The organism is Janthinobacterium lividum (assembly GCF_034424625.1).
Classification (GTDB): Bacteria; Pseudomonadota; Gammaproteobacteria; order Burkholderiales; family Burkholderiaceae_D; genus Janthinobacterium; species Janthinobacterium lividum.
On the sequence record NZ_CP139976.1, the window covers coordinates 4,936,004 to 4,962,362 of the forward strand.

19 protein-coding genes, 1 tRNA gene and 1 pseudogene are annotated in these 26,359 nt (G+C 63.0%); 9 read left to right on the plus strand and 12 right to left on the minus strand.

Annotation, left to right across the window (positions count from 1 at the left end; all coding sequences use genetic code 11):
* Window positions 1-28 precede the first annotated feature (28 nt).
* The gene (locus U0004_RS22365) at window positions 29-1,252 is read right to left on the minus strand and encodes a homocitrate synthase/isopropylmalate synthase family protein (RefSeq protein ID WP_167468690.1); all 1,224 of its coding nucleotides are present in this window, start codon (window positions 1,250-1,252) and stop codon (window positions 29-31) included.
* 361 nt (window positions 1,253-1,613) lie between these two features.
* Here U0004_RS22365 and U0004_RS22370 point away from each other — a divergent pair, with 361 nt between their 5' ends.
* Window positions 1,614-2,723, plus strand: a complete 1,110-nt coding sequence (locus tag U0004_RS22370) for a citrate/2-methylcitrate synthase (protein ID WP_070260588.1) — start codon at window positions 1,614-1,616, stop codon at window positions 2,721-2,723.
* 46 nt (window positions 2,724-2,769) lie between these two features.
* On the opposite strand, the gene U0004_RS22375 is transcribed toward U0004_RS22370, so the two are convergent.
* A complete protein-coding gene (locus U0004_RS22375; RefSeq protein ID WP_070260586.1) occupies window positions 2,770-3,309 on the minus strand; it encodes a YbhB/YbcL family Raf kinase inhibitor-like protein in 540 nt (179 codons plus the stop codon).
* A gap of 82 nt (window positions 3,310-3,391) precedes the next feature.
* Window positions 3,392-4,234, minus strand: coding sequence for a helix-turn-helix transcriptional regulator (locus U0004_RS22380; RefSeq protein WP_070260584.1), 843 nt, complete (start codon window positions 4,232-4,234; stop codon window positions 3,392-3,394).
* 456 nt (window positions 4,235-4,690) lie between these two features.
* On the opposite strand from U0004_RS22380, the gene U0004_RS22385 reads away from it, so the two are divergent.
* Window positions 4,691-5,401: a LuxR family transcriptional regulator gene (locus U0004_RS22385; protein ID WP_070260582.1), complete on the plus strand. Its 711-nt coding sequence runs from the start codon at window positions 4,691-4,693 to the stop codon at window positions 5,399-5,401.
* Between the two features lie 124 nt (window positions 5,402-5,525).
* Window positions 5,526-6,572, plus strand: a complete 1,047-nt coding sequence (locus U0004_RS22390) for a CDP-6-deoxy-delta-3,4-glucoseen reductase (protein WP_070260580.1) — start codon at window positions 5,526-5,528, stop codon at window positions 6,570-6,572.
* A gap of 196 nt (window positions 6,573-6,768) precedes the next feature.
* On the opposite strand, the pseudogene U0004_RS22395 reads toward U0004_RS22390, so the two are convergent.
* From U0004_RS22395 to U0004_RS22425, 7 genes and pseudogenes are all read right to left on the minus strand, one after another.
* Window positions 6,769-7,095: pseudogene (locus U0004_RS22395) on the minus strand (helix-turn-helix domain-containing protein); the annotation flags it as partial.
* Between the two features lie 499 nt (window positions 7,096-7,594).
* Window positions 7,595-7,671 (minus strand) — tRNA-Pro (locus U0004_RS22400).
* Between the two features lie 102 nt (window positions 7,672-7,773).
* On the minus strand, window positions 7,774-8,388 hold the full coding sequence (locus tag U0004_RS22405; protein WP_070260578.1) for a TetR/AcrR family transcriptional regulator: 615 nt from the start codon (window positions 8,386-8,388) through the stop codon (window positions 7,774-7,776).
* Window positions 8,389-8,450: 62 nt separating this feature from the next.
* Window positions 8,451-9,899, minus strand: coding sequence for an AdeC/AdeK/OprM family multidrug efflux complex outer membrane factor (gene adeC, locus U0004_RS22410; RefSeq protein WP_070260576.1), 1,449 nt, complete (start codon window positions 9,897-9,899; stop codon window positions 8,451-8,453).
* A 1-nt stretch (window position 9,900) separates the two neighbouring features.
* A complete protein-coding gene (locus tag U0004_RS22415) occupies window positions 9,901-13,065 on the minus strand; it encodes an efflux RND transporter permease subunit (RefSeq protein WP_070260574.1) in 3,165 nt (1,054 codons plus the stop codon).
* Window positions 13,066-13,080: 15 nt separating this feature from the next.
* Entirely contained in the window at window positions 13,081-14,157 is a 1,077-nt protein-coding gene (locus tag U0004_RS22420) for an efflux RND transporter periplasmic adaptor subunit (protein ID WP_275527819.1), read from the minus strand.
* A 235-nt stretch (window positions 14,158-14,392) separates the two neighbouring features.
* Window positions 14,393-14,626: a hypothetical protein gene (locus tag U0004_RS22425; RefSeq protein WP_139144300.1), complete on the minus strand. Its 234-nt coding sequence runs from the start codon at window positions 14,624-14,626 to the stop codon at window positions 14,393-14,395.
* Window positions 14,627-14,712: 86 nt separating this feature from the next.
* Here U0004_RS22425 and U0004_RS22430 point away from each other — a divergent pair, with 86 nt between their 5' ends.
* A complete protein-coding gene (locus tag U0004_RS22430; RefSeq protein WP_081345926.1) occupies window positions 14,713-16,224 on the plus strand; it encodes an ATPase domain-containing protein in 1,512 nt (503 codons plus the stop codon).
* A gap of 7 nt (window positions 16,225-16,231) precedes the next feature.
* The gene (locus U0004_RS22435) at window positions 16,232-17,773 is read left to right on the plus strand and encodes a hybrid sensor histidine kinase/response regulator (protein ID WP_070260572.1); all 1,542 of its coding nucleotides are present in this window, start codon (window positions 16,232-16,234) and stop codon (window positions 17,771-17,773) included.
* 3 nt (window positions 17,774-17,776) lie between these two features.
* Here U0004_RS22435 and U0004_RS22440 read toward each other — a convergent pair whose 3' ends face one another.
* Window positions 17,777-19,663, minus strand: a complete 1,887-nt coding sequence (locus tag U0004_RS22440) for an MFS transporter (protein ID WP_070260569.1) — start codon at window positions 19,661-19,663, stop codon at window positions 17,777-17,779.
* 245 nt (window positions 19,664-19,908) lie between these two features.
* On the opposite strand from U0004_RS22440, the gene U0004_RS22445 reads away from it, so the two are divergent.
* Together U0004_RS22445 and U0004_RS22450 are read left to right on the plus strand one after the other, a co-directional pair.
* Entirely contained in the window at window positions 19,909-23,115 is a 3,207-nt protein-coding gene (locus U0004_RS22445) for a DUF2339 domain-containing protein (protein WP_081345925.1), read from the plus strand.
* Complete coding sequence (locus tag U0004_RS22450; protein WP_070260566.1) at window positions 23,112-24,569, plus strand: DUF3999 family protein; 1,458 nt, start codon at window positions 23,112-23,114, stop codon at window positions 24,567-24,569. Before U0004_RS22445 ends, U0004_RS22450 begins: the two co-directional genes overlap by 4 nt.
* A 24-nt stretch (window positions 24,570-24,593) precedes the next feature.
* Here the strand turns inward: U0004_RS22450 and U0004_RS22455 are convergent, their stop codons facing one another.
* Window positions 24,594-25,337: a helix-turn-helix domain-containing protein gene (locus tag U0004_RS22455; protein ID WP_034785491.1), complete on the minus strand. Its 744-nt coding sequence runs from the start codon at window positions 25,335-25,337 to the stop codon at window positions 24,594-24,596.
* A 160-nt stretch (window positions 25,338-25,497) separates the two neighbouring features.
* On the opposite strand from U0004_RS22455, the gene U0004_RS22460 reads away from it, so the two are divergent.
* Together U0004_RS22460 and U0004_RS22465 are read left to right on the plus strand one after the other, a co-directional pair.
* The gene (locus tag U0004_RS22460; RefSeq protein ID WP_052140399.1) at window positions 25,498-25,920 is read left to right on the plus strand and encodes a hypothetical protein; all 423 of its coding nucleotides are present in this window, start codon (window positions 25,498-25,500) and stop codon (window positions 25,918-25,920) included.
* 24 nt (window positions 25,921-25,944) lie between these two features.
* On the plus strand, window positions 25,945-26,358 hold the full coding sequence (locus U0004_RS22465) for a hypothetical protein (protein ID WP_070260564.1): 414 nt from the start codon (window positions 25,945-25,947) through the stop codon (window positions 26,356-26,358).
* The last annotated feature ends 1 nt before the right edge of the window (window position 26,359 follow it).

Below are 26,359 nucleotides of genomic sequence, written 5' to 3' on the forward strand. Positions count from 1 at the left end.
TGGAGGATTTCGCTAGGAGGCTGCCGGCCTACAGCACGGCCAGCGGGGATTCGGCGTCGCTGCGCTCGCCACCACGGGGGGCCGGGCGGGTGGACACTTCGGACAGCAGCCGGTATTTCTCCACCAGCAGCTGGGCGTCGTTGTAGCTGGCCACGTCGTCTTCGCTCATGATGGCCGTGTACACCGCGTCGAGCACCGCAGAACTGACCTGCTTGACACCGGCGCGCATCAGGCGCTGGCGCAGGATATTGCGGCCGCTGTGGCGGCCGATCACGGTCTTCGACTCGGCGCCGAAGTTCTCCGCGCGCATGAATTCATACGTGAAGCGGTACTTCATCACGCCTTGCTGGTGCATGCCGGCCTCCGTGGCGAAGGCGTTGCGGCCGATGATGGGCTTGTGCAGCGGCACGCTCAACTGCAGGTAGTCGGCCACCAGCAGGCAGCTGTCGAGCAGCCGGTGGGTGACGATATCGTGGGTACAGTGCAGCTGGTCGCTCTTGTAGGTCAGCGCGGCGACCAGTTCTTCCATGCTGGCATTGCCGGCGCGTTCGCCGATGCCGCACATGGTCGTTTGCACCTCGTCGGCGCCCGCTTCGATGCCGGCCAGGGAGTTGGCGACGGCCAGGCCCAGATCGTTGTGGCAATGCGATGAAATGCGCAGGTCCGGACCGACAAATTCGCGCAGCTGGCGCACCAGCGCATAGTATTCCGCCGGCAGGCAGCAGCCGACGGTGTCGGGCACGGCGATGGCCGTGATGCCGTGCGCAATGCCTTCGCTGATCAGCTGCTTCATGAAGGCCATGTCGCCGCGGGTGGCGTCTTCCAGCGCCAGCGAGATGTCGCGGAAGCCGACGGCCTTCGCATGTTCGATGGCCTCGATCGCTTCACGGATGATCTGTTCGCGGGTGACGCCGCGCTTGTACTTGATATGAATATCCGAACCGACCGAGGCCAGTTCGATCTGCGGATGGCTGGCATCGCTCATCGACTTGGCGCAGGCATCGATGTCCTCCTTGACGGCCCGCGCAAAGCCGCACGGCGTGGCGCGCGACAGGATGCGGCAGATCTCGCGGGTCGCTTCGAAATCGACCGGCGACGAGGCCGGGAAGCCCGTCTCGATGGTATTGACGCCCAGGTGCTCGCTCGCTTCGGCGATCTTGATCTTCTGGTCGATCGCCAGGGCGTAGCCCGGCGCCTGTTCACCGTCGCGCAGCGTGGTGTCGAAAATGTTCACATGCCTTAATAGATTCATGTCCATCGTCTGTCCTATGAAAAAACACTAAGGGTGGCGCTGCCACTCGGGGACCGCCGCCTTGGCTGTCGGCCACGGCACACCAGCGAGCTTGCAAGACCGTTCTGCGGGAAGCGCGACGCCTGGATTTGACCTGGCACAAACGTTTCCTTGCGATAAAGACTACCGGAATCATGCAGGCGCGAAACCTGTCCGCCTCCTCACCTGTGGGCGCCCGCAGCTGTTGAGAGGAACAGCTAGTGTCGGCGCCTGCCGCTTGCTAAGGTGGCATGGCTGACTGAGGTCAACAGCGCAACGCGGGCGGCAGGAAGCGCTTTCGCACGAGGCCGGCGAGACCGGTAATTCTTAACAAGGGAGCGATATGGAGCTGCACATAGGATTGGAAAACATCGCGATTGCCAACAGCGCAATCAGCTATGCGAACGGTGAAAAGGGTGAATTGATCTACCGCGGCTACTGGGCCGGCGAACTGGCACTGGATAAATCGTATGAAGAAGTGCTGCACCTGATACTGTTCGGTACCCTGCCGGATGCCGCCGAGCTGGCGCAGCTGCGCGCCAGGCTCGAAGCGCTGCGCGTGCTCGACAGTGCAACGACTGCGATGATCGCGGCCCTGCCGGCGCAGGCCAGCGACATGGCCGCCCTGCGCGCCGTGCTGTCCTGCCAGCCCATTGCCGGCGCCGACTGGCCGCCGACGCTGGACCAGGCGCTGGCCATCTTTGCCATCGCGCCGACGGTGATCGCGCACCGCTACCGCCTGAGCCAGAAGCTGGCGCCGGTGGCCCCGCGCGCCGGCCTGTCGCACATTGAAAACTATTTGTACATGCTGAGCGGCAAAGTACCGGATCCGGACTTCGCGCGCGCGCTGTCCGCCTATCTGATCCTGTGCATCGACCACGACACCAACGCGTCCACGTTCGCGGCGCGGGTGGTGGCCTCGACCCAGGCCGATATCGTCTCGGCGGTCTGCGCCGCGATCGGTGCGCTGATTGGCCCGCTACATGGCGGCGCGCCGTCCAAGGTCGACGACCTGCTCGACGAGATCGGCAGCGCGGACCAGGCGCAGCGGGTCATCAGCGGCAAGCTGGAAAGAGGCGAACGCCTGATGGGTTTCGGACACCGCGTCTACAAGACCTGGGATCCGCGCGCGGCGGTGCTGAAGAAAGTGGCCACCAGCCTGCACGGCAAGGACCCCCTGCTCGACCTGAGCCTGGCCGTGGAAAAGACCGCCGTGGCCTTGCTGGAACAGCACAAGCCGGGGCGCAACCTGTACCCGAACGTGGAGTTCTGGGCCGCCGCCGTGCTGCGCGCCGTCGGCGTGCCGAAGACCTTGTACACGCCGACCTTTTGCTGTACCCGCATCGCCGGCTGGTGCGCACATGTGCTGGAACAGGCGCAGGACAACCGCCTGATCCGGCCCAAAGCCGTCTACATTGGCGGACGTCCGGCCGCACCGGCGCAGCTGGACTGAGGCAGCCGCGGCGACCTGGCGGTGCGGCGCACCGCCAGGTGCGGCCTTAACGGCTATAGCTGGTGCGTAAGACAGCCGTGCCAAGACGATTGGCGCCAAGCATGAAACCGATCATGGCCGGCGAGGCATCGGCGGGCACGCCCAGTTTGTCCGTCTTCAAGGCATGCAGCGTGAAGATGTACTGGTGCGGCTTGTCGCCTGGTGGCGGGCAGGCGCCGCCGAAATCGTTGCTGCCGAAATCGTTGCGGGCCTGCTTGCTGCCGTCGGCCAGGCTCGCCTGCTTGCCGATGCCAGCCGGCAAGCCTGTCGCGCCAGCCGGAATGTCGTAGATGACCCAGTGCCACCAGCCGCTGCCGGTCGGCGCATCGGGATCAAAAACGGTGACGGCAAAGCTCTTGGTGCCTGCGGGCGCGTCGGCCCAGGACAGTTCCGGCGAGCGGTTGCCGCCGCTGCAGCCGAAACCGGCGTAGACCTGGGCATTGCCGAGCGGTGCGCCGGCCTGCAAGTCCCGGCTTTTCAACTCGAATGCCTGCGTGCCCGAACACACACCTGCGGAGAACAACATCATGAATAGCAGCTTGCGCATCTTACCTCCGGTTATGTTAAACAACGCAGGAAGTGTAGGCCAGGCCAGCAAGCCGAAACGCTCGATATGCATCGCCAATCGCTCAGGCGCCCGCCACGGCGGAAGGGTCGACGCCGAAGCGCCTGGCGAAGGCGCGCGAAAAGCTGGGCACGGAACGATAGCCGCAGGCGCCCGCCACTGCCTTGACGGGGCGGCGCGTGGTCTGCAGCAGCGCCAGGCCCGCATGCAGGCGCACATCGAGCAGCAGCGCGCGGAACGAGGTGCCTTCCTCGTGCAAGTGGCGTCGCAAGGTGGCACTGCTCATCTGCAGCTGCTGTTCCACGTGTGCCGACTTCCAGTCCTGCGCGGGCGCCGCGGCGATCATCAGGCGCACGCGCGCGGCGGTGGACGGATCGTGGGCCATGAGAAAAGCCCTGTGGCCCAGGCGCGCCAGCGCCACCAGCAGGCCCAGCGCCAGGTAATCGGTCATCAGCGGGTCTTGCGCATCCGCTTCCAGATAGGCGCGCAGGGGCATCACGATGGCTTCGAGCGCGCCGACCGAGATGCTGGCGGCGTGCGCGGGCCCGCTACCGGCGCCGGCGTGCGGACCGAGCAGGCTGCGCGCCAATTCCACCACATGCCAGGGAAACGCCAATGCCAGGGCGCGGTAGGGGCCATCGCGATCCGGCGTGTTTTCCACGTCAAATTGCAAGGCGCGGTGGACCAGCAGGAAATCGCCGGCTCCGCAGTCGAGCTGCACATCGCCGCAGCGCAGGCCTTTTTTGCCTTGCAGCGGCACCAGCAGCAACGGCATGTCGCACGCCACGGCCTGCAGGCGGTAAGCATGCACCGCCACGATGGTGACGGTAGCACTGGCAGCGCCGTCAAAACGCGCCGCCAGGGGATCGAGGGGCTGCGATAACAGCCAGGACAGATCGGAATGCACGTGCCTCCCTGATGAAATATGCGGGCGATTTCCCCGGCGGGAATGCGCACCATCGGAAATGCGCCGCCATTGCATGCATTGCAATTTACACGAAATATCACAATAAGGAAATATTATCCCTATATACGCCACGGCCAGTCGCTGCGCAAATTGGTATTAGCCGATGCCGCCCATTATATTGCCAGCCCCGCAGGGAAAGATATTCGCGCACAGCCACATGCGCCACTCCCGTGGAAACCGAAATAAATACAGTGTTTTATTTAATAACATAAATTCCGATACAAAATATTGAATTTTGAAAAGAACAACATCTAAAATTTGATAAATTACAGCAAGATAAATCAGAAGCACAGCGACATCACGCTTTTGAACAATATCGTTGCGTATCAAATAGAGCAAATGGATGTCAAGATAGTTAATAATTAAATATTATATTTATTGAGAAAGAGTTTCTATATGCTTCAGCCTCTGAGTAAATTTGAAAATTTGTTGCAATGCAAAAGCTTTGCCGATTTACACAAGAAAACCTCGGGTATCGTGCAAGAACTGGGATTTGAGCATTTTCTGTTTGGCTTGCGCATGGAAATAGTCGGACAGCCAACGGAAGACTTCGTGCTGAGCGGCTACCCCGAGCGGTGGTGGGAAGCCTACCAGGAGCATGATTTCGACCGCATCGATCCCATCGTCGCGCACTGTAAGACCAGCCACCGCCCGTTGCTGTGGGAACGCGAACAGTATTCGAATGCGTATGCGGCGGCCATGTTTGAAGAAGCCGCCATGTTTGGCATCCGCAGCGGCGTCAGCGTGCCTTTGCACGGCAGCGTGCGCCGCGAATTCGGCCTGCTCAGCCTGGCTTCCGACGATGCCTGCATCGATGGCTACACGGAACAGATCCTGGGCCAAAGCCAGCTGCTGGCCAGCTTCCTGTACGAAGCCGTACAAAAAATTGCCGCAAAACAGCTCAACGTCCTCTCCCCCACCCTCACGCCGCGCGAGCATGAATGCATACGCTGGGCCGCAGCCGGCAAATCGACGTGGGAAATCTCATGCATCCTGAAGACGTCGGAACGCACCATCTACTTCCACATCTGCAATGTGATGGCCAAATTGAATGTCGTCAATCGGCAACAGGCGATCGCCAAAGGCATGGCGCTGGGACTGATCTGAGCCATCGCTCACGGGCCGGCATGGCGCAGCGCGCCGGCAACGTGATCCCCCTCGCCATGCGGCGAGCGGAACGGCAGGTCCGCTGTTAACAAGAGCTCCCCTACACTTTCACTTCAAGGCGCGTATGAATTTTCAAGTACATCTCCAGCCCAGCGGCCAGCACTTTCCTTGCGAAGCAGAGGAAACCATTCTGGAGGCGGCACTGCGTGCGGGGGTCGGCCTGCCTTACAGCTGCAGAAATGGCAGCTGCGGCGCCTGCGCGGCAACCATCGCGGGCGGAACCGTAGCGTACCCGGGCGCGGCACCGCGCGCGCTGACGCCGGAGCAGGCCGCGCGCGGCGTCTGCCTGCCCTGCTGCGCCATTGCCTGCACCGATGTGCTGCTTGAGGCCAGCGAGGTGGCCGGCAATGGCGACTTTCCGGTACGCAAAATGCCTTGCCGCGTCAGCGCGATGCAAAAGCTCGCGCCGGACGTCATGCAGCTCACGCTGCAGCTGGCGGCCGGCCTGCAATACCGCGCGGGCCAGTACGTCGATTTCATGTTGCGTGACGGGACACGGCGCAGTTACAGCGTGGCCAATGCGCCCGACCAGACAGGCGCGCTGACCCTGCATATCCGCCACATCTCCGGCGGCCGGTTCAGCGAACAAGTGTTTCGCGCGATGCAGGAACGCGACATCCTGCGCCTTGAAGGTCCGCATGGCAGCTTTTTCCTGCACGAGGATTCGGACAAACCGATGCTGCTGCTGGCGACGGGCACCGGCTTTGCCCCGCTCAAGGCCATGGTCGAACAGTTGATCGCGCTCGAATTGCCACGTCCGATGGTGCTGTACTGGGGTGGACGGCGGCCGCATGACCTGTATATGGATGGCTTGTGCCGCGAATGGGCTGCGCGGCTGCCGCATTTCCGCTATGTGCCGGTGCTCTCCGCGCCTCTCGCCGAGGATGGCTGGCAAGGCCGCGTCGGCCATGCGGACCGTGCCGCGATCGCCGACTTTCCCGACCTGTCCGCTCACCAGGTGTACGCCTGCGGCGCGCCCGCCATGGTGGAAAGCGCGCGCCGCGATTGCGTGCGGTTGTGCCAGCTGCCGGAAGACGAGTTCTATGCCGACATCTTTGTTTCGCCGCAAGAAAAGAAACAGGCCACTCCGCAGAGTGGCCTGCGCCCTTGAATCCAATGCGCGCGGCGAAAAGATGCGCACTGTTAGGTTGCACCGAACTCTGACCGGGAATTTGCATTGAATTCCGACCCGCTCAGGTATGTAACGGTCAGGCGGATCGGAGCCGGGTTTTCCTTCCTTTTGCGAGGGCTTGAGTCGAGCTGTTTGTTCGTTTGCTCGCAGAATTGACCCACTCTGTTTGACCCGCCTTCCACCGCCTGGCAAACGCTGCCACGCGGTCGTATGACCCTGCATAGCCCAGCTCTTTCAGGTCCTCATGGATCTGCTTCAAATTGCGCCGCTGCTTACGCGGCTTAGTCGTCTCGGCCTTGAGCCACCCGGATAGCTGCACCGAGTATTTGTCTAATCCGCTAACTGATCGCCGCTCCACATAGGAGGGCTCAGTGGTTTCCGAGCGCAGATAGCGTCGGACGGTATTGCGTGAGATATCCAGTCGCCTGGCGATTTCTCGTATTGGGATCTGGTCACGAAGGTGCCAGCGTCGAATGATACCGCGTAGAGCCACGTTGATCACTCCGATCTCCTGCCGATAAGACAGGTGGAATTGTGCTACTGACGTGGGTCGGATTCCGTTGCAAATTCGTGGGGAAAGTGGATCAATTTTCAGTGCAACTTAACAGAATGTCTCTATTTTCCGAATTTGGCCTGCCCAGAGAATAACATTTTGTCTAGCTGGAAAATACACGAAATCTCACTCGCCGGTGACATGAACCAGGATGTGCCGAAAGGCGGGGCTCCACGAGGACTTAAAAAAGTTGGGGTTCGATGGGGGGCTTACGACAGGGTCGCGGCGTTCGCGAGGACATGGAGGGGCGTCAAGTAGGCCTGGTCAATTCGGCCAGCAAACAAACATGCTCGGGCCTGGGAAAGAATCGTCAGTAGGAAAAACCTGTTTCAACCCATGCCAAATGATTGCAAACAAGCCCATGTTTTCGTAGGGGTAAATGCAGGGATAAAAACTCTCACCAAAGAAAAAGGCCACTCCGAAGAGTGGCCTAAGTCCTTGAATCTAATGGTCGGGGCGAGAAGATTCGAACTTCCGACCCCATGCACCCCATGCATGTACGCTACCAGGCTGCGCTACGCCCCGACGAGGTGGGAATTATAGCAGAGCCTTTTAGGTTTTTGCCATGCTTTGCGCATGATTCATATCAAACTGCGCAAACTTTTTTACACGGCTCAGCCAACTGCCCTATTCGCTCAGCAGCAGCGCCGTCAGGACGATGCGGAAGCCCGCGATCAACGGCTCGACTTTCACGTCCGGATTGTGAATGAAGCGCACGGGCAAGCCCTGGTACATGGCGACAAGGGCGTTCAGGCGGCCTTGCAGCATCTCTTCATCGGCCGGCAAGCCGCGCTTGATGCGCGCATCGCGGATGATGGAGAGAAACAACTGCCGCGAACGCTGGTCCGAGCATTGCAGCATTTCCGCGATCACCGGATTGCGCGATGCTTCCGCAAAAATTTCCAGCGGCATCATCCACGTTTTCGGGTCCAGCGCTTCAAGCACATGCTCGCCCGCATTGTCGATCACGGCCTGCAGCGGGTCTTCGCGCTGCGCCAGGTCCTGCATCAGGTTCGACACCCGCTCCGTATTCTGCATGACGAAGGCGGCGATGATCGCATCCTTGCTGTCAAAATAGTTATAGATGTGGCCCGCGCTCATGCCGGCCGCTTTCGAGATCTCGGCCATGCTGGCGCCGTGGACGCCGCGGCGGCTGAAACAGCTTTCGGCCGCATCGAGCACCTGCTTGCGCCGCGTGTTGGCGCGCTCGGGATCCGGATGCTTCTTTTCAACTTGGTTCATGATTTTCCAGTAGCGCGCCGGCCCTGCCCTTGCGGGCAAGGCCGGCGTCGGCGTCCCCGTGATTATTGGGCGCCGCCAGCCGCCGCGACGGCTGTCTGCTCAGGCTGCCAACCGCCGCCCAGCACCTTGTACAAGGTCACCAGGTTGGTCGATTTGGCCAGGCGCGCCGTGATCAGGCTCTGCTGCGCCGTGTACAGCGCGCGCTGGGCCACCAGGGCGTTCAGGTAGGACTCGGCGCCCTGCTTGTAGCGCGCGTCGTGGATGGTGTAGCTCTTCGTCGACGCTTCGACCAGCGAGACCTGCGATTGCAGGCGCTCGTCGATGGTGCCGCGCTGGGCCAGCGCATCGGACACTTCACGGAAGGCGACCTGGATCGCCTTTTCGTATTGCGCCACGGAGATTTCACGCTGCACCTTGGCGATATCGAGGTTGGCGCGGTTCACGCCGCCATCGAAGATCGGCAAGCTGATCTGCGGAATGAAGCTCCACGTGCCGCTGCCCGCCTTGAACAGACCCGACAGGTTGTCGCTCAGCGAGCCGGCCGTGGCCGTCAGCGAAATGCGCGGGAAGAAGGCCGCGCGCGCCGCGCCGATGTTGGCGTTGGCCGCGCGCAAGGTGCGCTCGGCCGCCAGCACGTCGGGACGGCGTTGCAGCACGTCCGACGGCAAGCCGGACGGAATGTCCGCCAGGGCCGTGACGGCGCCGAACTCGCCTTGCGGCAGCAGCTCGGCCGGCACGGGGCCGCCCACCAGCAAGACCAGCGCATTCTGATCCAGCGCAACCTGGCTCGTGTAGACAGCCACGTCGGAACGGGCCGATTCGACGCTGGTCTGGGCATCGTACTTGTCCAGGCCGGAAGTCGCACCGGCACTGAAGCGGCGCACGGCCAGGTCATACGACGACTGCTGGCTCTTCAAGGTATCTTGCGCCACGCGCAGGCGCTGCTGGTCGGCCACCAGGTTCAGATAGGTGCTGGCCACTTCGGCCACCAGGCTGATCTGCTGTGCACGGCGTGCTTCTTCCGTGCCCAGGTATTGTTCCAGCGCGCTGTCGGACAGGCTGCGCACGCGGCCGAAGAAGTCCAGCTCGTACGCCGACACGCCCAGGTTCGCCGTGTACTGGCGGTTGATGGACGCTTCGCCGTTGGCGCTGGCGTTCTTCGGCACGCGGCTGGCCGACTGGCCGCCGGACGCCGACAGGGTCGGGATCAGCGCGGCGCGTTCGATGCCGTAGGTGGCGCGCGCCTTCTCGATGTTGAGGATCGAGACGCGCAGGTCGCGGTTGTTGGCCAGCGCCAGTTCCAGTACCTGGCGCAGGCGCGCATCGGCAAAGAACTCGCGCCAGGCGACGTCCGCCACCGGCTTGGCGTCGGCGGCGGCCGTGTCGGCCTTGTAGGAAGGACCGGTCGGCCAGCTTGTGGGCGCCGGCGCTGCCGGACGCTCATACGTAGGGGCCAGGCTGCAACCGGCCAGCAAGGCCAGTGCCGCCATGGAGAGTAGCGATTTTTTCATATTAATGTGCATCCTTGGAAAGCGTGACGGCTGGCGAACCAGGCGCCGCCGGCGTGGTTGGCGCGTCCGACTTCGAGAAGAAGCCGCGCACCAGCACGAAGAACACCGGCACGAAGAAGATACCGAGGAACGTGGCCGTCAACATACCGCCCAGCACGCCGATACCGATGGCGTTCTGGCTGCCGGAACCGGCGCCGCTGGAAATGGCCAGTGGCAACACGCCCAGGCCGAAGGCAATCGAGGTCATCAGAATCGGACGCAGACGCAGACGCACCGCATGCAAGGTCGCGTCCAGCAGCGACATGCCCGATTCCTGCATTTCCTTGGCGAATTCGACGATCAGAATCGCATTCTTCGCCGACAGGCCCACCACCGTGAGCAAGCCCACCTGGAAGTACACGTCGTTCGACAGGCCGAACATCCACGTACCGAGCACGGCGCCGATCACGCCCAGCGGTACCACCAGCAGCACGGAGAATGGAATCGACCAGCTTTCATACAGCGCGGCCAGGCACAGGAAGACGATCAGCAGGGACAGCGCGTACAGCTGCGGCGTCTGCGAACCGGATTCGCGCTCTTCCAGCGACACGCCGGTCCAGCTGAAGCCGATGCCAGGCGGCAGCTTGGCCACCATTTCTTCCATCGCGTTCATGGCGGCGCCCGTGCTTTGGCCCGGCGCCGGCGTACCCAGGATCTCTACCGACGGCAAGCCGTTGTAGCGTTCCAGGCGTGGCGACGCGTAAATCCACTTGCCGGTAGCGAAGGCCGAGAACGGCACCATCTGGCCAGCGGTATTGCGCACGAACCACTTGTTCAAGTCTTCCGGCAGCATGCGCGAACTGGCGTCACCCTGGATGAACACTTTCTTCACGCGGCCACGGTCGAGGAAGTCGTTCACATACGAACTACCCCAGCCGACGCTCAGCACGCGGTTGATTTCCGAGATCTGCAAGCCCAGCGCCGTGGCTTTCTGCTGGTCGATGTCGATCTTGTACTGCGGCGTATCTTCCTGGCCGTTCGGGCGCACGCCGACCATGGCCGGATTCTGCGACGCCATGCCCAGCAACTGGTTACGCGCCGCCATCAGGGCGTCATGGCCGACACCGCCGATATCCTGCAGCTGCATGTCGAAACCGGTGGCGTTACCCAGTTCCAGCACGGCAGGCGGTGCAAACGTAAACACCATCGCATCCTTGATCTGCAACAACTTGCCCATGGCGCGGCCCGCTACTGCCGGCGCTTTTTGCGCCACGTCCTTGCGCAGCGACCAGTCTTTCAGGCGCACGAAGGCGATACCCGTATTCTGGCCGTTACCGCCGAAGCTGAAACCGGCCACGGCAAACACGGAAGCGACGTTATCTTTCTCGCTGTTCATGAAGTGGTCTTCGACCTGTTCGATCACTTTCAGGGTGCGCTCTTGCGTGGCGCCCGTCGGCAATTGAATCTGCGTAAACAGGATGCCCTGGTCTTCTTCCGGCAGGAACGACGTTGGCAAGCGCATGAAGATGAACACCAGGCCGGCCAGCAACAGCACATACAACAGCATCGAGCGGGCGCGGTGCGTAATCATGGCGCCAACCATGCCCTGGTACTTGTTGCTGCTGCTATCGAAGCTTCGGTTGAACCAGCCGAAGAAACCCTTGTTGGTCGCGTGATGGCCCTTTTCGACCGGTTTCAGCAAGGTGGCGCACAAGGCTGGCGTAAAGACCAGCGCGACGACGACGGACAGCACCATCGACGAGACGATCGTGATCGAGAACTGGCGGTAAATCACGCCCGTCGAACCGCCAAAGAAGGCCATCGGCACGAACACGGCCGACAGCACCATGGCGATACCGACCAGCGCGCCCGTGATCTGCGTCATGGACTTGCGCGTCGCTTCCAGCGGCGACAAGCCCTCTTCGCTCATCACGCGCTCGACGTTTTCCACCACCACGATCGCATCATCGACCAGCAAACCGATGGCCAGCACCATGGCGAACATGGTGAGGGTATTGATCGAGTAACCGAATGCATTCAGGATGCCGAAGGTACCCAGCAGCACGACCGGCACGGCCATGGTCGGGATCAGGGTAGCGCGGAAGTTCTGCAGGAACAGATACATCACCAGGAAGACCAGGATGACCGCTTCGACCAGGGTTTTGACCACTTCTTCGATGGACAGTTTCACGAACGGGGTCGTGTCGAACGCCACCTGGTAGCTCATGCCTTCAGGGAATTGCTTGCTCAGGTTGCCCAGCATGGCTTTCGCCGCATTGGCCGTATCGAGCGCGTTGGCGCCCGTCGCCAGCTTGATCGCCACGCCGGTTGCCGCATGGCCGTTATAGCGGGCCACGGTGTTGTAGTTCTCGCGGCCCAGCTCCATGGTGGCCACATCCTTCAGGTGCACCATGGCGCCGTCGGTCGTGGTTTTCAGCAAGATGGCACCGAACTGCTCCACCGTTTGCAAACGGCTTTGCGCCGACACGGTAGCGTTCAGCTGCTGGCCCTTGATGGACGGCGTGCCGCCCAGTTCACCGGCCGACACTTCCGCATTCTGCGCCTGCACGGCCGTGATCACGTCCGCCGGGGTCAGGTTGAAACTTTGCAGCTTGGCCGGATTGAGCCAGATACGCATGGCGTACTGCGAACCGAACAGCGTCACATCGCCCACGCCGGCAACACGGCTCAGTGGGTCGACGACGTTGGCGGCCACATAGTCGCTCAAGTCGGTCTGGTCCATCTTGCCGTTTTCGGAAATGAAGCCGAACACCATCAGGAAGTTCTTGGTGGCCTTCGACACGACGAGACCCTGTTGCGTGACAGCCGTCGGCAGCAGTGGCGTGGCCAGCTGCAGCTTGTTCTGTACCTGCACCTGGGCGATGTCGGGATTGGTGCCGCTGGTAAACGTCAGCGTAATGCTGATGCCGCCAGTGGCGTCACTCGACGAAGCCATGTAGCGCAAGCCGTCGATACCCTTCATCTTTTGTTCGATGACCTGGGTGACGGCGTCTTCCACGGTCTTGGCGGAGGCGCCAGGATAGGAGCCGCTGATCGAAATCGACGGCGGAGCAATACTCGGGTACTGCGCGATCGGCAGGCTGAGGATCGAAATCACGCCGGCAAGCATGATGACGATCGCGACCACCCAGGCAAAAATCGGGCGGTCAATGAAAAAACGGGCCATTAATATTCTCCTGAATTAGTGGGCGCTGGCAGCCGATGCTGCGGCAGAGGCGGCAGCGGCAGGCGCGGCAGGCGCCTTGGCCGGCACGGCAACGGCTGGTGCGCCTGGCTTGACTTTTTGCAAGCCTTCCACGATCACGCGATCGCCTGCGGCCAGGCCGGACGTCACCAGCCAGTCGTTGCCGACCGTACCGCTGGTGGTCAGCACGCGTTGCTCGACCTTATTTTCCTTGTTCAGGATCAGGGCCGTTGCCTGGCCCTTCTGGTTGCGCGTCACGCCCACTTGCGGCACGGTGATGGCTTTTTCATCGACGCCCGTTTCCAACTGGGCACGTACGTACATACCTGGCAGCAATTCGCCTTTCGGGTTCGGGAACAGCGCGCGCAAGACCACGTTGCCGGTGGTCGGATCGACCGTCACGCCAGCGAACTGCAGCTTGCCCGGTTCGCTGTACTTGCTGCCATCCGGCAAGATCAGGTCGACCTTGGCCTGGCCTTCGCCCACTTTTTTCAGCGAACCGTCGGCCATCTGGCGCTTCAGGCGCAGCAAATCCGTGCTCGACTGTGTCACGTCGACATAGATCGGATCGAGTTGCTGCACGGTGGTCAGTGCTTCCGCCTGGCCCGCCGTGACCAGCGCGCCGGCCGTCACGGTCGAGCGGCTAGTGCGGCCGCTGATCGGCGCCGTCACGGTGCTGTATTTCAGGTTGATATTCGCCGATTCCAGCGCCGCTGTGGCGGACTCGACGTCTGCCTTCGCTTGCTCGAACGCCGCGACGGCGTCATCGTATTCCTGGCGGCTCACGCCTTCGATGGCGACCAGTTCCTTGTAGCGCGACGCTTTCGGACCAGCCGTCAGCAGGTTGGCCTTGGCTTTCGACAAGGCGGCCTTGGCCGAATTGTAGGCCGCCTGGTAGGTGGCCGAATCGATCTGGTACAGGGCCGTGCCTGCTTTCACATCGCTACCTTCGACGAACAGGCGCTTCTGGATCAAACCACCGACTTGCGGGCGCACATCGGCGACCTGGTAGGCATTCGTGCGGCCGGGCAGTTCGGCGCTCATCGGCAACGCGGCCGGATTAACAGTAAACACGACCACCTGTGGCGCTTGCTGCGCGTGAGGTGCTTCCTATTTTTTACTGCAGCCGGCCATGATTACAGTGGCGCACAGAACGGCAATAGCGCCGCTCGTACGCGGCGACGTCAGGGAAAAAGTTGGTTGCATCTTGGACTTTCTGAAAAAGAAGCTGGCTAGTGTCGTTAGAAATGACTAAATTTATTAACGCAGATCAAAGAATGAACGATCATTCTAAAATCGTCAAGCATCGTTACAATTGAAACATAGTAACTATCAAGCGAATTAAATTATCAATGAAGCAATAAAATGAGGACAGCGACAGCGTCTGCACGTCAGCCAATTGGAACAGGAAGCTGGCGGACGGCGGCAAAACGGCAATGCGGGAAAGTTGGATTGAATGAATACTGTAGCAGGGTAATGCGTTTTTTGCTGAAGCCTTGATCGCGCGCGCAACACTGCCCCACGCGCGGCCGCTGGCCGCCATGAATATTTACCAATGGTATCGAAAAGACATGCCGCGGCGAACGCGCTAGTATAGTCTCCACAGCGTGGCAAAGCGGGGGCGCAACGATGACAGCACAGGCGCGAAAAACACGGCGGCAGGATGGCGCCAGCGGCCCGGACACGCCGCCACTGCTGTCGACCGGCGTCGACGGCCTCGATGCCATCCTCTCGGGCGGCTTGCTGGCCGAGCGCCTGTACTTGGTCGAAGGCGTCCCCGGCACGGGCAAGACCACCCTGGCGCTGCAATTTCTGGCCGAAGGCGCGCGCAGCGGCGTGCCCGTGCTGTATATCGCCCTGGCGGAATCCGAGATCGAACTGCGCGGCGCGGCCCTGTCGCATGGCTGGGACCTGGCCGGCATCGCCATCGAAGAAGTGGCGCCCAACGACGACATCCTCGACCCCGAGCGCCAGTACACCATCTTCCACCCGTCGGAAATCGAACTGGCATCGACCAACCAGCGCATCCTCGCCGCCATCGAAAAGCACCGCCCTGCCCGCCTGGTGCTCGACTCGCTGTCCGAACTGCAACTACTGGCGGAAAACCCCCTGCGCTACCGGCGCCAGGTCGTGGCATTGAAACAATACCTGGCCAGCCGGCACTGCACCACCCTGCTGATCGATGACCGTTCCGCAGTGGACGACGGCTTGCAAGTGCGTAGCGTGGCCCACTGCGTCATTTCCCTGGAGCTGCAAAACCAGGATTATGGCAATGACCGGCGCCGCGTGCGGGTGGTGAAATACCGGGGCGTGCCGTTTCGCAGCGGCACCCACGACTACAAGATCGCCCATGACGGCCTGCTCGTCTTTCCGCGCCTGGTGGCGGCCGACACGCGCCGCGATGGCGACCATCGGCGCCTGTCGAGCGGCGTGCCCGAACTCGACACCATGATAGGGGGCGGCCTGGAAGAAGGCATGAGCACGCTCATTTCCGGCCCGGCCGGCAGCGGCAAGTCCACCCTGGCGGCGCAATTCGTGCACGCGGCAACAAAGCGCGGCGAATCGTGCGCCATGTTCCTGTTCGAGGAAGCGCGCAGCAAGCTGCTGAACCGGGCCGACAACGTGGGCATGCGCCTGCAGGCGGCGCTCGACTCCGGCCTCCTGAGCGCACAGCAGATCGATCCGGCCGAGCTGACCCCGGGAGAATTCGCCCAGGCCGTGGTCGACGCGGCAGAACGGGGCGCCCGGGTCATCGTCATCGATAGCCTGAACGGCTACATGCACGCGGTGCCCGACGAGCGCTTCCAGAGCACCTACCTGCATGAACTGCTCAATTACCTGGGCCAGCGCGGCGTGGCCACCCTGCTCGTCGGCGTGCAGCAAAACATGCTGGGCACCGCAATGACGACCTCGGCCGACGCCAGCTACCTGGCCGACGGCGTCATCATGCTGCGCTACTACGAAACGGAAGGCGAGGTGCGGCAAGCCATTTCCGTCTTCAAGAAGCGCGGCAGCGCGCACGAGCGCAGCATCCGCCGCTTCGAGATCAGCCCGCAGGGCATCCGCATCGGCCCGGCCCTGGCCGGTTTTCACGGCATCCTGTCCGGCTTGCCCACCGTCGGCGGCACGCCCTTCCCCTAGGAATGCCATGGAGCAGCGTATTCTGATCTACGCGCCTGGCGGCCAGGACGCCTCCCTGACCACCAGGGTACTCGCCAGCGTAGCCATCGCCAGCCACGCCTGCCGCTCCGCCGGCGAGCTGGCCGAGCAGCTGGCGCTGGGCGCCGGCGGCGTGCTGACGGTGGACGAGGTCTTGCATGCAGGCGTCTACGCCGTGCTCGACACCTACACCCGCCAGCAGCCGGACTGGTCCGATTTGCCCATCATCCTGCTGACGCATGCGGGACTCGATTCCTTGCCCTTGCGGCAAGCCGTCGCCACCCTGGGCAACCTGACCTTGCTGGAACGCCCCGTGCACATATTGACCCTGATCACCTCGGCCCACGCCATGCTGCGCGCGCGCCAGCGCCAGTACCAGGTGCGCGAGACGCAGCGGCGCAAGGACGAATTCCTTGCCAGCCTCGGACATGAACTGCGCAATCCGCTGGCGCCCATCAAGACTTCGGTGGCCCTGCTCAAGCACCTGTATCCGGCCTCGGAGCAGGTCAGCAAGGTCAGCGGCGTGATTGAGCGCCAGGTGACGCATCTGACGCGGCTGGTGGATGACTTGCTCAACGTGGCGCGCATCACCAGCGGCAAGGTACTGCTGCAGCGCGAAAATATTGAATTACAGCAAGTACTCGACCATGTAATCGAACTGTGCCAGCCCGCTGCCGACAGCCGGCACATCAGCATCACGCAGGCGTTGCCGACGCTTGCCATCACGCTGCACGCCGACTATGCCAGGGTGGTGCAGATCTTTGCCAATATCGTTTTGAATGCCGTGAAGTTCACGCCGGAGGGCGGCCGCATCCACATCACGGTGCGCCTGGCGCAGGGGCAACTGCAGGTGACGATCGAAGACAATGGCATCGGCATCGAGCCGGACGCCATCCCGCGCATCTTTTCCATGTTCGAACAGGGACGCACGGTGGAAGGCCAGATGGCCAGCGGCCTGGGCATCGGCTTGAGCCTGGCGCGCCAATTTGCCGAGATGCATGGCGGCAGCATCGACGCGTACAGCGACGGCCCCGGCCGCGGCAGCCGCTTCATCGTCACCTTGCCGGCCAGCGCCGGCGACGCCCAGACAGCCACCCCGGCGGCGGCCAGCGGCGAGGCGCCCACCGGCGCGGATCCGCCCGTGCAAGTGCTGGTGGTGGATGACAACCTCGATGCGGCCGATTCCTTGCAAAGCCTGTTCCAGCTCGAAGGTTATGCCGCCAAGGTCGCGTATGGCGGCGCGCAGGCGCTGGCGGCCGTCGATATGGCGTGGCCACAACTGATCGTGATGGACCTGGGCATGCCGGACATGGATGGTTATGAGGCGGCACGCCAGATACGCCAGCGTGCGCAGGGACGCGAGGTGCTGCTGGTCGCCCTGACGGGCTGGGGCCAGGGCGAGGCGCGCTCACGCACGGAACAAGCCGGCTTCGACCATCACCTGACGAAACCGGTGGATTTCGCCGCCATCGCCGCCCTGCTGGAACAGCACCTGGCGCGGCGGACGGGGACAGCTACGCGGACAAAATAGCGTTTATTTCCACTTGCCGCGCAATTCCTGCACCTTTTGCTGCAGCAATTCCGGCGTGGCGGCCTCGGGCGCCACGGGCATGCCCACGGCCAGCGACAAACGCGAGCGCAAGCCCGCCTTGAAAGCGCGCTCGAACAAATGGCCATTGCGATGGCTCAGCAGATGCCCCCACAAGCCGCGCAGCGCCAGCGGAATCACGGGTACCTTGCTGCGCTCGACGATCTTGGCGATGCCGCCCTTGAATTCGCTGATCTGGCCCGTGCGCGTCAGCTTGCCTTCCGGGAAGATGCACACCAGCTCGCCTTCATGCAGCGCTTGCGCGATATCGATGAAAGCCTTTTCCATGAGGAACGGGTCTTCCTTGGCCGGCGCGATGGGGATGGCCTTGGCCGTGCGGAAGATCCAGCCCATCAGCGGCATCTTGAAGATGCGGTGGTCCATGACGAAACGGATGGGGCGCGGACTGGCCGCCATGATGACGATGGCGTCCACATAGCTGACGTGGTTGCATACCAGCACGGCCGCCCCTTCCGTAGGGATGCGTTCGCCATCGACCACTTTGACGCGGTGCACGGTCTGGATGAGTATCCACGCGAGGAAACGCATGAGGAATTCCGGCACCAGCGAAAAGATGTAGGCGGCCACCAGCGCGTTCAGGATGGCCGTGACGAGGAACAGCTGGGGAATCGTAAATCCTTGTCCCAGCAGCACGATGGCCACGCCGGCCGCCGCCACCATGAACAGCGCGTTGAGGATATTCATGCCGGCGATCGTGCGCGAAATGTGTTTCGGGTCGCAGCGCGTCTGGATCAGGGCGAACAGGGGCACGATGAAGAAGCCGCCGAAGACGCCGATCATGACGATGTCGATCAAGATGCGCGGCACGCCCGCCTGGCCCACAAAAGCCAGCGCGTCGACCACTTGCGTATTCGCATACGCATTGCTGGCGAAATACAGGTCGATGCCGAACAGCGACAGGCCGATGGAGCCGAACGGCACCAGGCCGATCTCGATCTTGTGGCCGGACAGGCGTTCACACAGCAAGGAACCCGTGCCGATGCCGACGGAAAACACGGTCAGCAGCAGCACGAAGACGCTGTGGTCGCCATGCAGGAAATCCTTCGAGTACACGGGGAACTGCGCCAGGATCAGGGCGCCATAGAACCAGAACCAGGAATTGCCCAGCATGGCCAGGAAGACGGGACGGTTCTTGCGCGAAAAATTCAGGTTGCGGAACGATTCGGCAACAAAGTTCAAACTCACCTTCAAGTCCGGCTCCGGCGCCGGCGTGCGCGGCACGCGGTAGCTGGCGACCAGGCCGAACACAGCCACGGCGATGGTCGCGCCGGCCACCAGTTCCACGCCCAGCGGCTTGTGCACGATCAGCACGGCGCCAAGGATTTCGCCCAATAAGATGCCGACAAACGTGCCCATCTCTATCAAGCCATTGCCGCCAACCAGTTCCTCGGGTTTGAGCTGCTGCGGCAGGTACGCATACTTGACGGGGCCGAACAGGGTCGAATGCACGCCCATGCCCACCACGGCCGCCACCAGCAGCCACAGCGTATGCGTCATCCAGCCGGCGGCGGCCACGGCCATGATGGCCAGTTCCATCCATTTCACAAAACGGGCCAGGCCCGCCTTTTCAAACTTGTCGGCCAGCTGGCCCGCCGTGGCTGAAAACACGACGTAGGGCAGGATGAACAGGCCGGGAATCAGGTTGGTGATGGTGGACGGATCGAGCGTGGTCCAGCTCAGCGCATCGTAGGCGAGGATCACCATCAAGGCCGTCTTGAACAGATTGTCGTTGAAGGCGCCAAAGAACTGGGTCCAGAAGAAGGGCCCGAAACGGCGCTGCGACAATAAGGAAAACTGGCTGCTTTGACTCATGGCATGGGGAACTGGCAATTAAGGAATTGCTAAAATACAGCACTATCTTGCGCACGACAATCTGAATGTCGACATCTTGCTTGGCGTCAATATGGAAAACGGCATGCCGCGTCATGCTCGCCTTGCCGCTCCATGCGCTGGCTGGCACTTACCCTGACACAACAGAAATCGCTTGTTTCTTGATAATAAGGTAATGTGCGCATACCGCTGGCGCCCTTGCCCGCCCCTCCCGGAAAGCTCCCGACATGTCTGGATTCACATCATTGACCATCCTGGCCTTGCTGGTCACCGCCTTCGTGCTGGTGCTGCAGCACCGCAGGAAAGTAGCGGATCTGGAGTTGCTGACGGCGCGTTTGCGCAAGGAAGTCGACAGTATCCAGCAGCGCCTGCGGGCGCTGGAAGGCCAGGCCGAAGCGCCTGCGGCTACGTCCGTCGTTGCCGTAGCACCCGCCGAGCCCGCCAACGTGGCGCCGGTGGCCGTGCCGGCGCCCCTACCGACGCCCAGCCCCGTGCCGCAGGCGGCAGCGCTCAAGGTGGCCGAAGTGGCGCAGGCCGCGCCGGCAGCAGCTCCCGCACCCGCCGCGCCCGTGCCCCCAAAACCAGCCCCGCCGATTCCAGCCCGGCCCGCTCCTGCCGTCCCCAACACCCCTTCCTGGATCGCGCACCCGGACGGCCTCGTTGCCAAGGCAAAGAACTGGCTATTCACCGGCAACCTGGTTGCCAAGCTGGGCTTGCTGATCCTCTTCCTCGGCGTCAGCTTCCTGCTCAAGTACGTGTCGGCGCAGGTCACGCTGCCCATCGAACTGCGCCTGGCCGGCATCGCGCTGGCCGATATCGCCCTGCTGGCCTGGGCCTGGCGCATCCGCCTCAGCCGTCCCGGCATCAGCCTGCCGCTGCAGGGCACGGCGCTGGCGATATTGATGCTGGTGACGTTTGGCGCCTTCCGCCTGTATGAACTGATCCCGGCCGGCCTGGCGTTTGCCGTGCTGTTCGTGCTGACGGCGTTCACGTGTCTGCTGGCCGTGCTGCAAAACGCCGTCTGGCTGGCCGTCTTCGGCATCGTCGGCGGTTTTGCCGTGCCCCTGCTCGTGTCGACGGGCAGCGGCAACCATATCGGCCTGTTCAGCTATTACGCGCTGCTCAATGCGGGCGTCTTCGCCATCGCCCTGAAACGCGCCTGGCGCGTCCTGAATGTGCTGAGCTTTGGCTTTACCTTCGTCGTCGCCACCACCTGGGGCCTGCTGCGCTACACGCCCGAGCACTACCTGTCGACGCAGCTGTTCTTGATCCTCTTCGTGCTGTTCTACGTCGGCATCGCCATCGCCTATTGCGCGCGCCAGACGCCGCGCCTCAAGCATTACGTGGATGGCACCCTCGTCTTTGGCACGCCGCTGGCGGCCATGGGCTTGCAATACGGCCTGGTCCAGCACTTTCACTTCGGCCTGGCCTTTTCCGCGCTGATTGCCGGCCTGGGCTACACGGGACTGGCCGTGGCACTGTGGCGCCGCGCAGGTTTCAAACTGCTGGCCGAAGCCTTCCTCGCGCTGGGCATCGTCTTCGGCACCCTGGCCATTCCGTTCGCCCTCGATGGCCGGTGGACGTCCGCCGCCTGGGCGCTGGAAGGCGCGGGCATCGTCTGGGTCGGCTTGCGCCAGCGCCAGACACTGGCCTGGGCCTTCGGCCTGCTGGTGCAGGGGGCCGCCTGGATTGCCTTCCTGATCGCCATGCAGGAACTCGATACGGCCGCGGCCCTGCACGCCAACATCTGGCTCGGCTGCGCGCTGCTGGCCGCCGCCGCGCTGGTGATGGCCTACAATTTCCGCCGCCACGCCAGCCATTTGCATCCGGAGTTCATGAGCAGCCTGTCCGTGCTCTTCCTGACGGCCGCCGCAGCCTGGCTGCTGGGCGGCATCTGGAGCGAAATTCTGCTGCGCACGGATGCCACCACGCAATTGAACCTGCTCACCGTCAGCGCGCTGGCTGTGGCCGCCTTGCTGGCGGTGCTGGCGCGGCGCGAACAATGGCATGCACCGCGCGCGCTGCTGCTGGCCGTGCAGGTGCTGGCCGGCATGGTCATGCTCAGCCGCGCCAGCTGGGCCTGGGACCAGCACCCGGCCAGCCTGTTCGACGGTTCCTTCCTCAGCGCGCTGCTGCTGGGCGCCGCCGCCTTTGCCAGCGCCCGCTTCCTTGCGCTGCGCGCGCGCGGCGGCGACGAACTGCTGGCCCTGGCAGCGCGCCCCCTGCTGGTCTGGAGCGGCTTGCTGTGGTTTGCCGCCATCCTCGTGCCGCTCGTCAGCTGGCTGCTGCGCCTGATCGACGGTAACCTGGAGCTGCAGCCGCATGCGGGCGAGCACTGGCTGGCGCTGTACCTGATCGCCGTGTCCGTCACGACGCCCGTGTTCGCCCTCCTGGCGCGGCGCCTCGATTGGCCGCAGCTGCGCTGGTTCACCGTCGCCGCCTGGCTCGGTCTGGGCCTGTGGAGCGCCAACATGCTGCTGGCGCTGTATCTGCGCGATTACCTGCCGACCGGCTTGAGCTGGCTGGCGCTGGCCAGCGCCCTGGCGGCCGGCGAATACCTGCTGCTGGCCTGGCCGCAAGCGGGCTGGCAACTCGGCCTGCGGGCGCAGCGCCTGCTGCATACGCTGCGCACTGCCGCGCCATGGCTGATGCTGTGGCCGGTCGGCGCCATGCATGTCAACGCCTGGCTGGCACAGCATGAAGACAGCGTCAGCCCGGCCTGGGCCCGCTACTTGCCAGCCTGGGCCATGATGCTGGTGCTGGCCTTGCTGATCCGCCGCTGCCGCGCGGGCGCCTGGCCGGTGGCGCCGATTGCAGAGTGGTACCAGCGCACCTTGATACCGCTGGGCGCACTCTGGTCGCTGCTGCTGATTGCCGCCTGGAATATTGTCGACGATGGCGCCATGGCCCCGCTGCCCTACTTGCCGCTGCTCAATCCGCTGGACTTGAGCACGGGCTTTGCCATCCTGCTGGCCATTGCCAGCTACCGCCTGCTGCCGGCGAAGCAGTTGCCCCTGCCTGCCCTGTGGCAAGCACGTCTGCCTGCCGTGGCCGCCTGCTGCGTGTATCTGTGGTTCAACCTGATGCTGCTGCGCACGGTATCGCACTATGTCGGCGTGCCGTATACCTTTGACGCCATGCTGGCCTCGCAATTCGTCCAAGCGATGCTGTCGCTGGTATGGAGCATCACGGCCCTGCTGCTGATGCGCCACGCGGCGCGCCATCAACGGCGCCAGCAATGGAGCATGGGCGCTGTGCTGTTGGGACTGGTTGTCTTGAAACTGTTCCTGATCGACCTGTCGAACGTGGGCGGCATCGAACGCATCATCTCCTTTGTCGGTGTCGGCTTGCTGATGGTCTTGATCGGCTACCTGGCGCCCTTCCCCAAGGCTGCCGCGCCAGCGCCAGCCGAACCGCAACAAGGAGCAGCATGAAACACTCATTGATCTGCTGCAGCCTGCTGCTGGCAGGCGCCGCGCTGGCCGCACCTGGCCAGGACAGGCCACAGGACTACGGCTGGAGCATGCCGGTGACCGTGCCGGCCGGCGCGGGCATCGTCAAGCTGGCATTGCCCAGCGAAGTCTACCTGCACGCCAGCTCGGCCAGCCTGGCCGACGTGCGGCTGTTCGATGCCGACGGCAAGCGCCTGGCCTATGCCATCGGCGCGCCGCCCGCCCCATCGGCGACGCAGCGGACAGCCATTCCCGTCCGCATTTTCCCCGTGACGGGCGCGCCGGCAACTGGCGACGGCTTGCAAGGCATCGACATCCGCACGGCGGACGATGGCCGCTTGCTGTCGGTCAGCACCCGCGCCGGCACGGCAGCGGCCACGGCGGCGCTGCAAGCGCTGATCCTCGACCTGGGCAAGCAGACGCAAGACAGGCGCATCGCCGCCTTGCGCTTCACGCCACCGGAGCGCACGCAAAATTACAGTGCGCAAGTGCTGCTGGAAGTGAGCGACGACCTGAAGCAATGGGACGCCATCGGCACCACCACCTTGAATTGGCTCAGCAACAGTGACACGCAAACGCTGGCCAACGACAGCATCGCTTTTGCGCCACGCGCTTTCCGCTACGCGCGCCTGAGCTGGCAGGAAGGCCAGCCGCTGGTGTTTGCATCGATTGCGGCGCAAGCCGTCAGCGAAACCGAGGCGGCGCCGCCACGCGCGAACATCGTGCTGCGCGGTGCGCCAGGCAAACTTGCTGGCGATTGGGCGTATGCCACGCCGATCGCCATTCCCGCCGACAGCATTGCGCTGCAATTCAAGGAGCGCAATGTGGTGCTGCCCGTCACGCTGGGCGTGTATCGCCAAAGTCATTATGTGCCGCAGCGCCGCCTGTCCCTGCACCGGCAAACGCGACCGGCAAATGGCGAATATTTTGAGCCGCTGCTGACCACCAGCTTTTACCGTATCAGCGAGGCTGGCAAGGAACGCGTCTCCGGCGACCTGGCCATGCCCGTGGTGCAGACCACGCAATGGGTGCTGCGGCCCGAGTCGCAAAGTACGGCGATGCCGACCAGCGCGCCGCTGTTGCGCCTTGGCTGGACGCCGGAAACGCTGGTGTTCCTGGCCGGCGGCAAGGGACCATATCATCTGGTGTTCGGCAAAGCCGACGCGCAACCGGTGGCGCAGCCGCTGTCGCAGGTGGCACCAGGCTATCGCGACGGCGAACTGCAGGCGCTGCCGATTGCCACATTGGGTGCGTTGACGGCGCGCGCTGGCGCAAGCGACGCCGCGCCGGCACCGGCTGGCACCAGTGCGCCATGGCGCCTGGCCGCGCTATGGGCGGCCCTGCTGCTGGGCGTGTCCGTGCTGGGCTTTTTTGCCTGGCGTTTGCTGACGCAGATGAAAGAGGAACAAGGCAGTACCGACAAGCAGCAACATTAGCCGGTTGGCCGCGATATCGCTGCCTTACTGCCGCAGCAGCGCCTTGAACGTCTGCGGCATCCACGGCCGCGCCGCCAGCATGAAGCTGATGGCCAGGCGCTCCTCACCAGGCAGGCGCGCGTCTTCCTGGTGTTGCTGCGAGAATTCCACCGCGACTTGCTTCAGGCGCTCCAGCAAGGCCGCCGTGGACTTTTTCGACAGCATCACATTCACCAGGCGCAGCAATTCCGTTTCGCCATCGAATTGCGAATTCAAATAGTCGCCATAGGCTTCCTTTTTGAAATACGTATGGATGGGACCGTTCGGTATCCACGCAAACGTGCGCGCCACCAGCAGTTTGACCCGGTTATTCGGCAGCAGTTCCAGAAAACCGATCTTGTCGAGGCGCAGCAGGTATTTCACGGCTTGCGCTTCGCTGATGTCGTAGATGGCGACGATCTGTTCCAGCGGTAACAGGTTCAGGGCGGACACGGCCACCACGAACAGCCGGGTGTCCTCGATGATTTCCTTTTCCTGCGCATACGTCAGCCCCGTGATCAGGGTGGGCGCGGCCTGGGCTGACTGCACGGCCAGCGCCAGCTGCTGGAAATCGCTGCCGATGGCCACCAGGATCTGATCCAGCCGCTGCAGGGTAAATTGCTTCTGCGAAAACATCCGCTTGACGCTGGCTTCGGATACGCCGATGCGCTGGGCCAGCTCGGCATACGTGACGGAACGCGCTTTCAACAGGCGTTTCAAGGCTTCGATCAAGGCGTGGGTTTGCGGCATGCACTTCCTTTATATAAATAGCATCGGTTCCAGCGGCAAAAAAGTAGCGCAATACGCTACCTGCGGTATGCCTGCCCGCTACGAGTAGCGTTTTCATTGACCAATTGCCCACAGTCTACAATGATGGCGTTGCCACTTGGCACACTTGAAGGAGAAACACATGAAACGCCTGCTGCCCCTCTGCCTGTCCCTGTCGCTGTTGACGCTCTCCGTGGCCGCTCCCGGCCTGGTCCACGCCGCCGCCTCCGAGAACCTGTCGAAAGGCTCGCAAAACCTCAGCCAGGGTTCCGCCGTGGTCGTCGCGGGTTCCATGTCGATGCTGGTCGCCTCCGGCCAGGTGGTCGTCGCCAGCGTGGAAACGGTGGGCGAAGGCATCGTCATCGTGCTGAAAGGCGCGTCCGAAGCGGGCGGCGCTTCCATCCAGATGAGCGCGCAAGCGGCCAAGGGCCTGTCGCTGGCAGCCGGCACCGTGGTCAACGTGGTGGCGCTGTCCACCGGCCACATGCTGGTCATGTCCGGCAAGGCCATCGCCTTCATCCCGAACGAACTGGGCAAGGCGCTGCTGCACCACTCCAAAGCGTAAGCACCAATGAAGAAAGGACATCCCATGAAACACTTGCTCGCCATCGCCCTGCTGTGCGCCGCCATGGCGCCGCTGGCCCAGGCCGCCAATTCCGACACCACCAACGCGTCCGACAACGCCAGTATGGCCTCGGCCATCGTCCTGGTCGGCTCCATGTCGGTGCTGGCCGCCGCCGGTGAAATTGTCATCGACAAGGTGGAAGACGTGGCCGACGGCAGCGTCCTCGTACTGAAAAGCACGGCTAAGGGTGCCTCGCAGGCAGCCACGGCCTCCGTCAAGCTGAGCCAGAAGGCCACGCAAGGCCTGTCGCTGGCGGCCGGCACGGTCGTCAACGTGGTGGCCGTCTCGACGGGCCACATGCTGGTGCTGTCGGGCAAGGCCATCGCCTATGTGCCGAACGCCGCCGGCCACGCCATCCTCTACCATTCGAAAGCGTGAA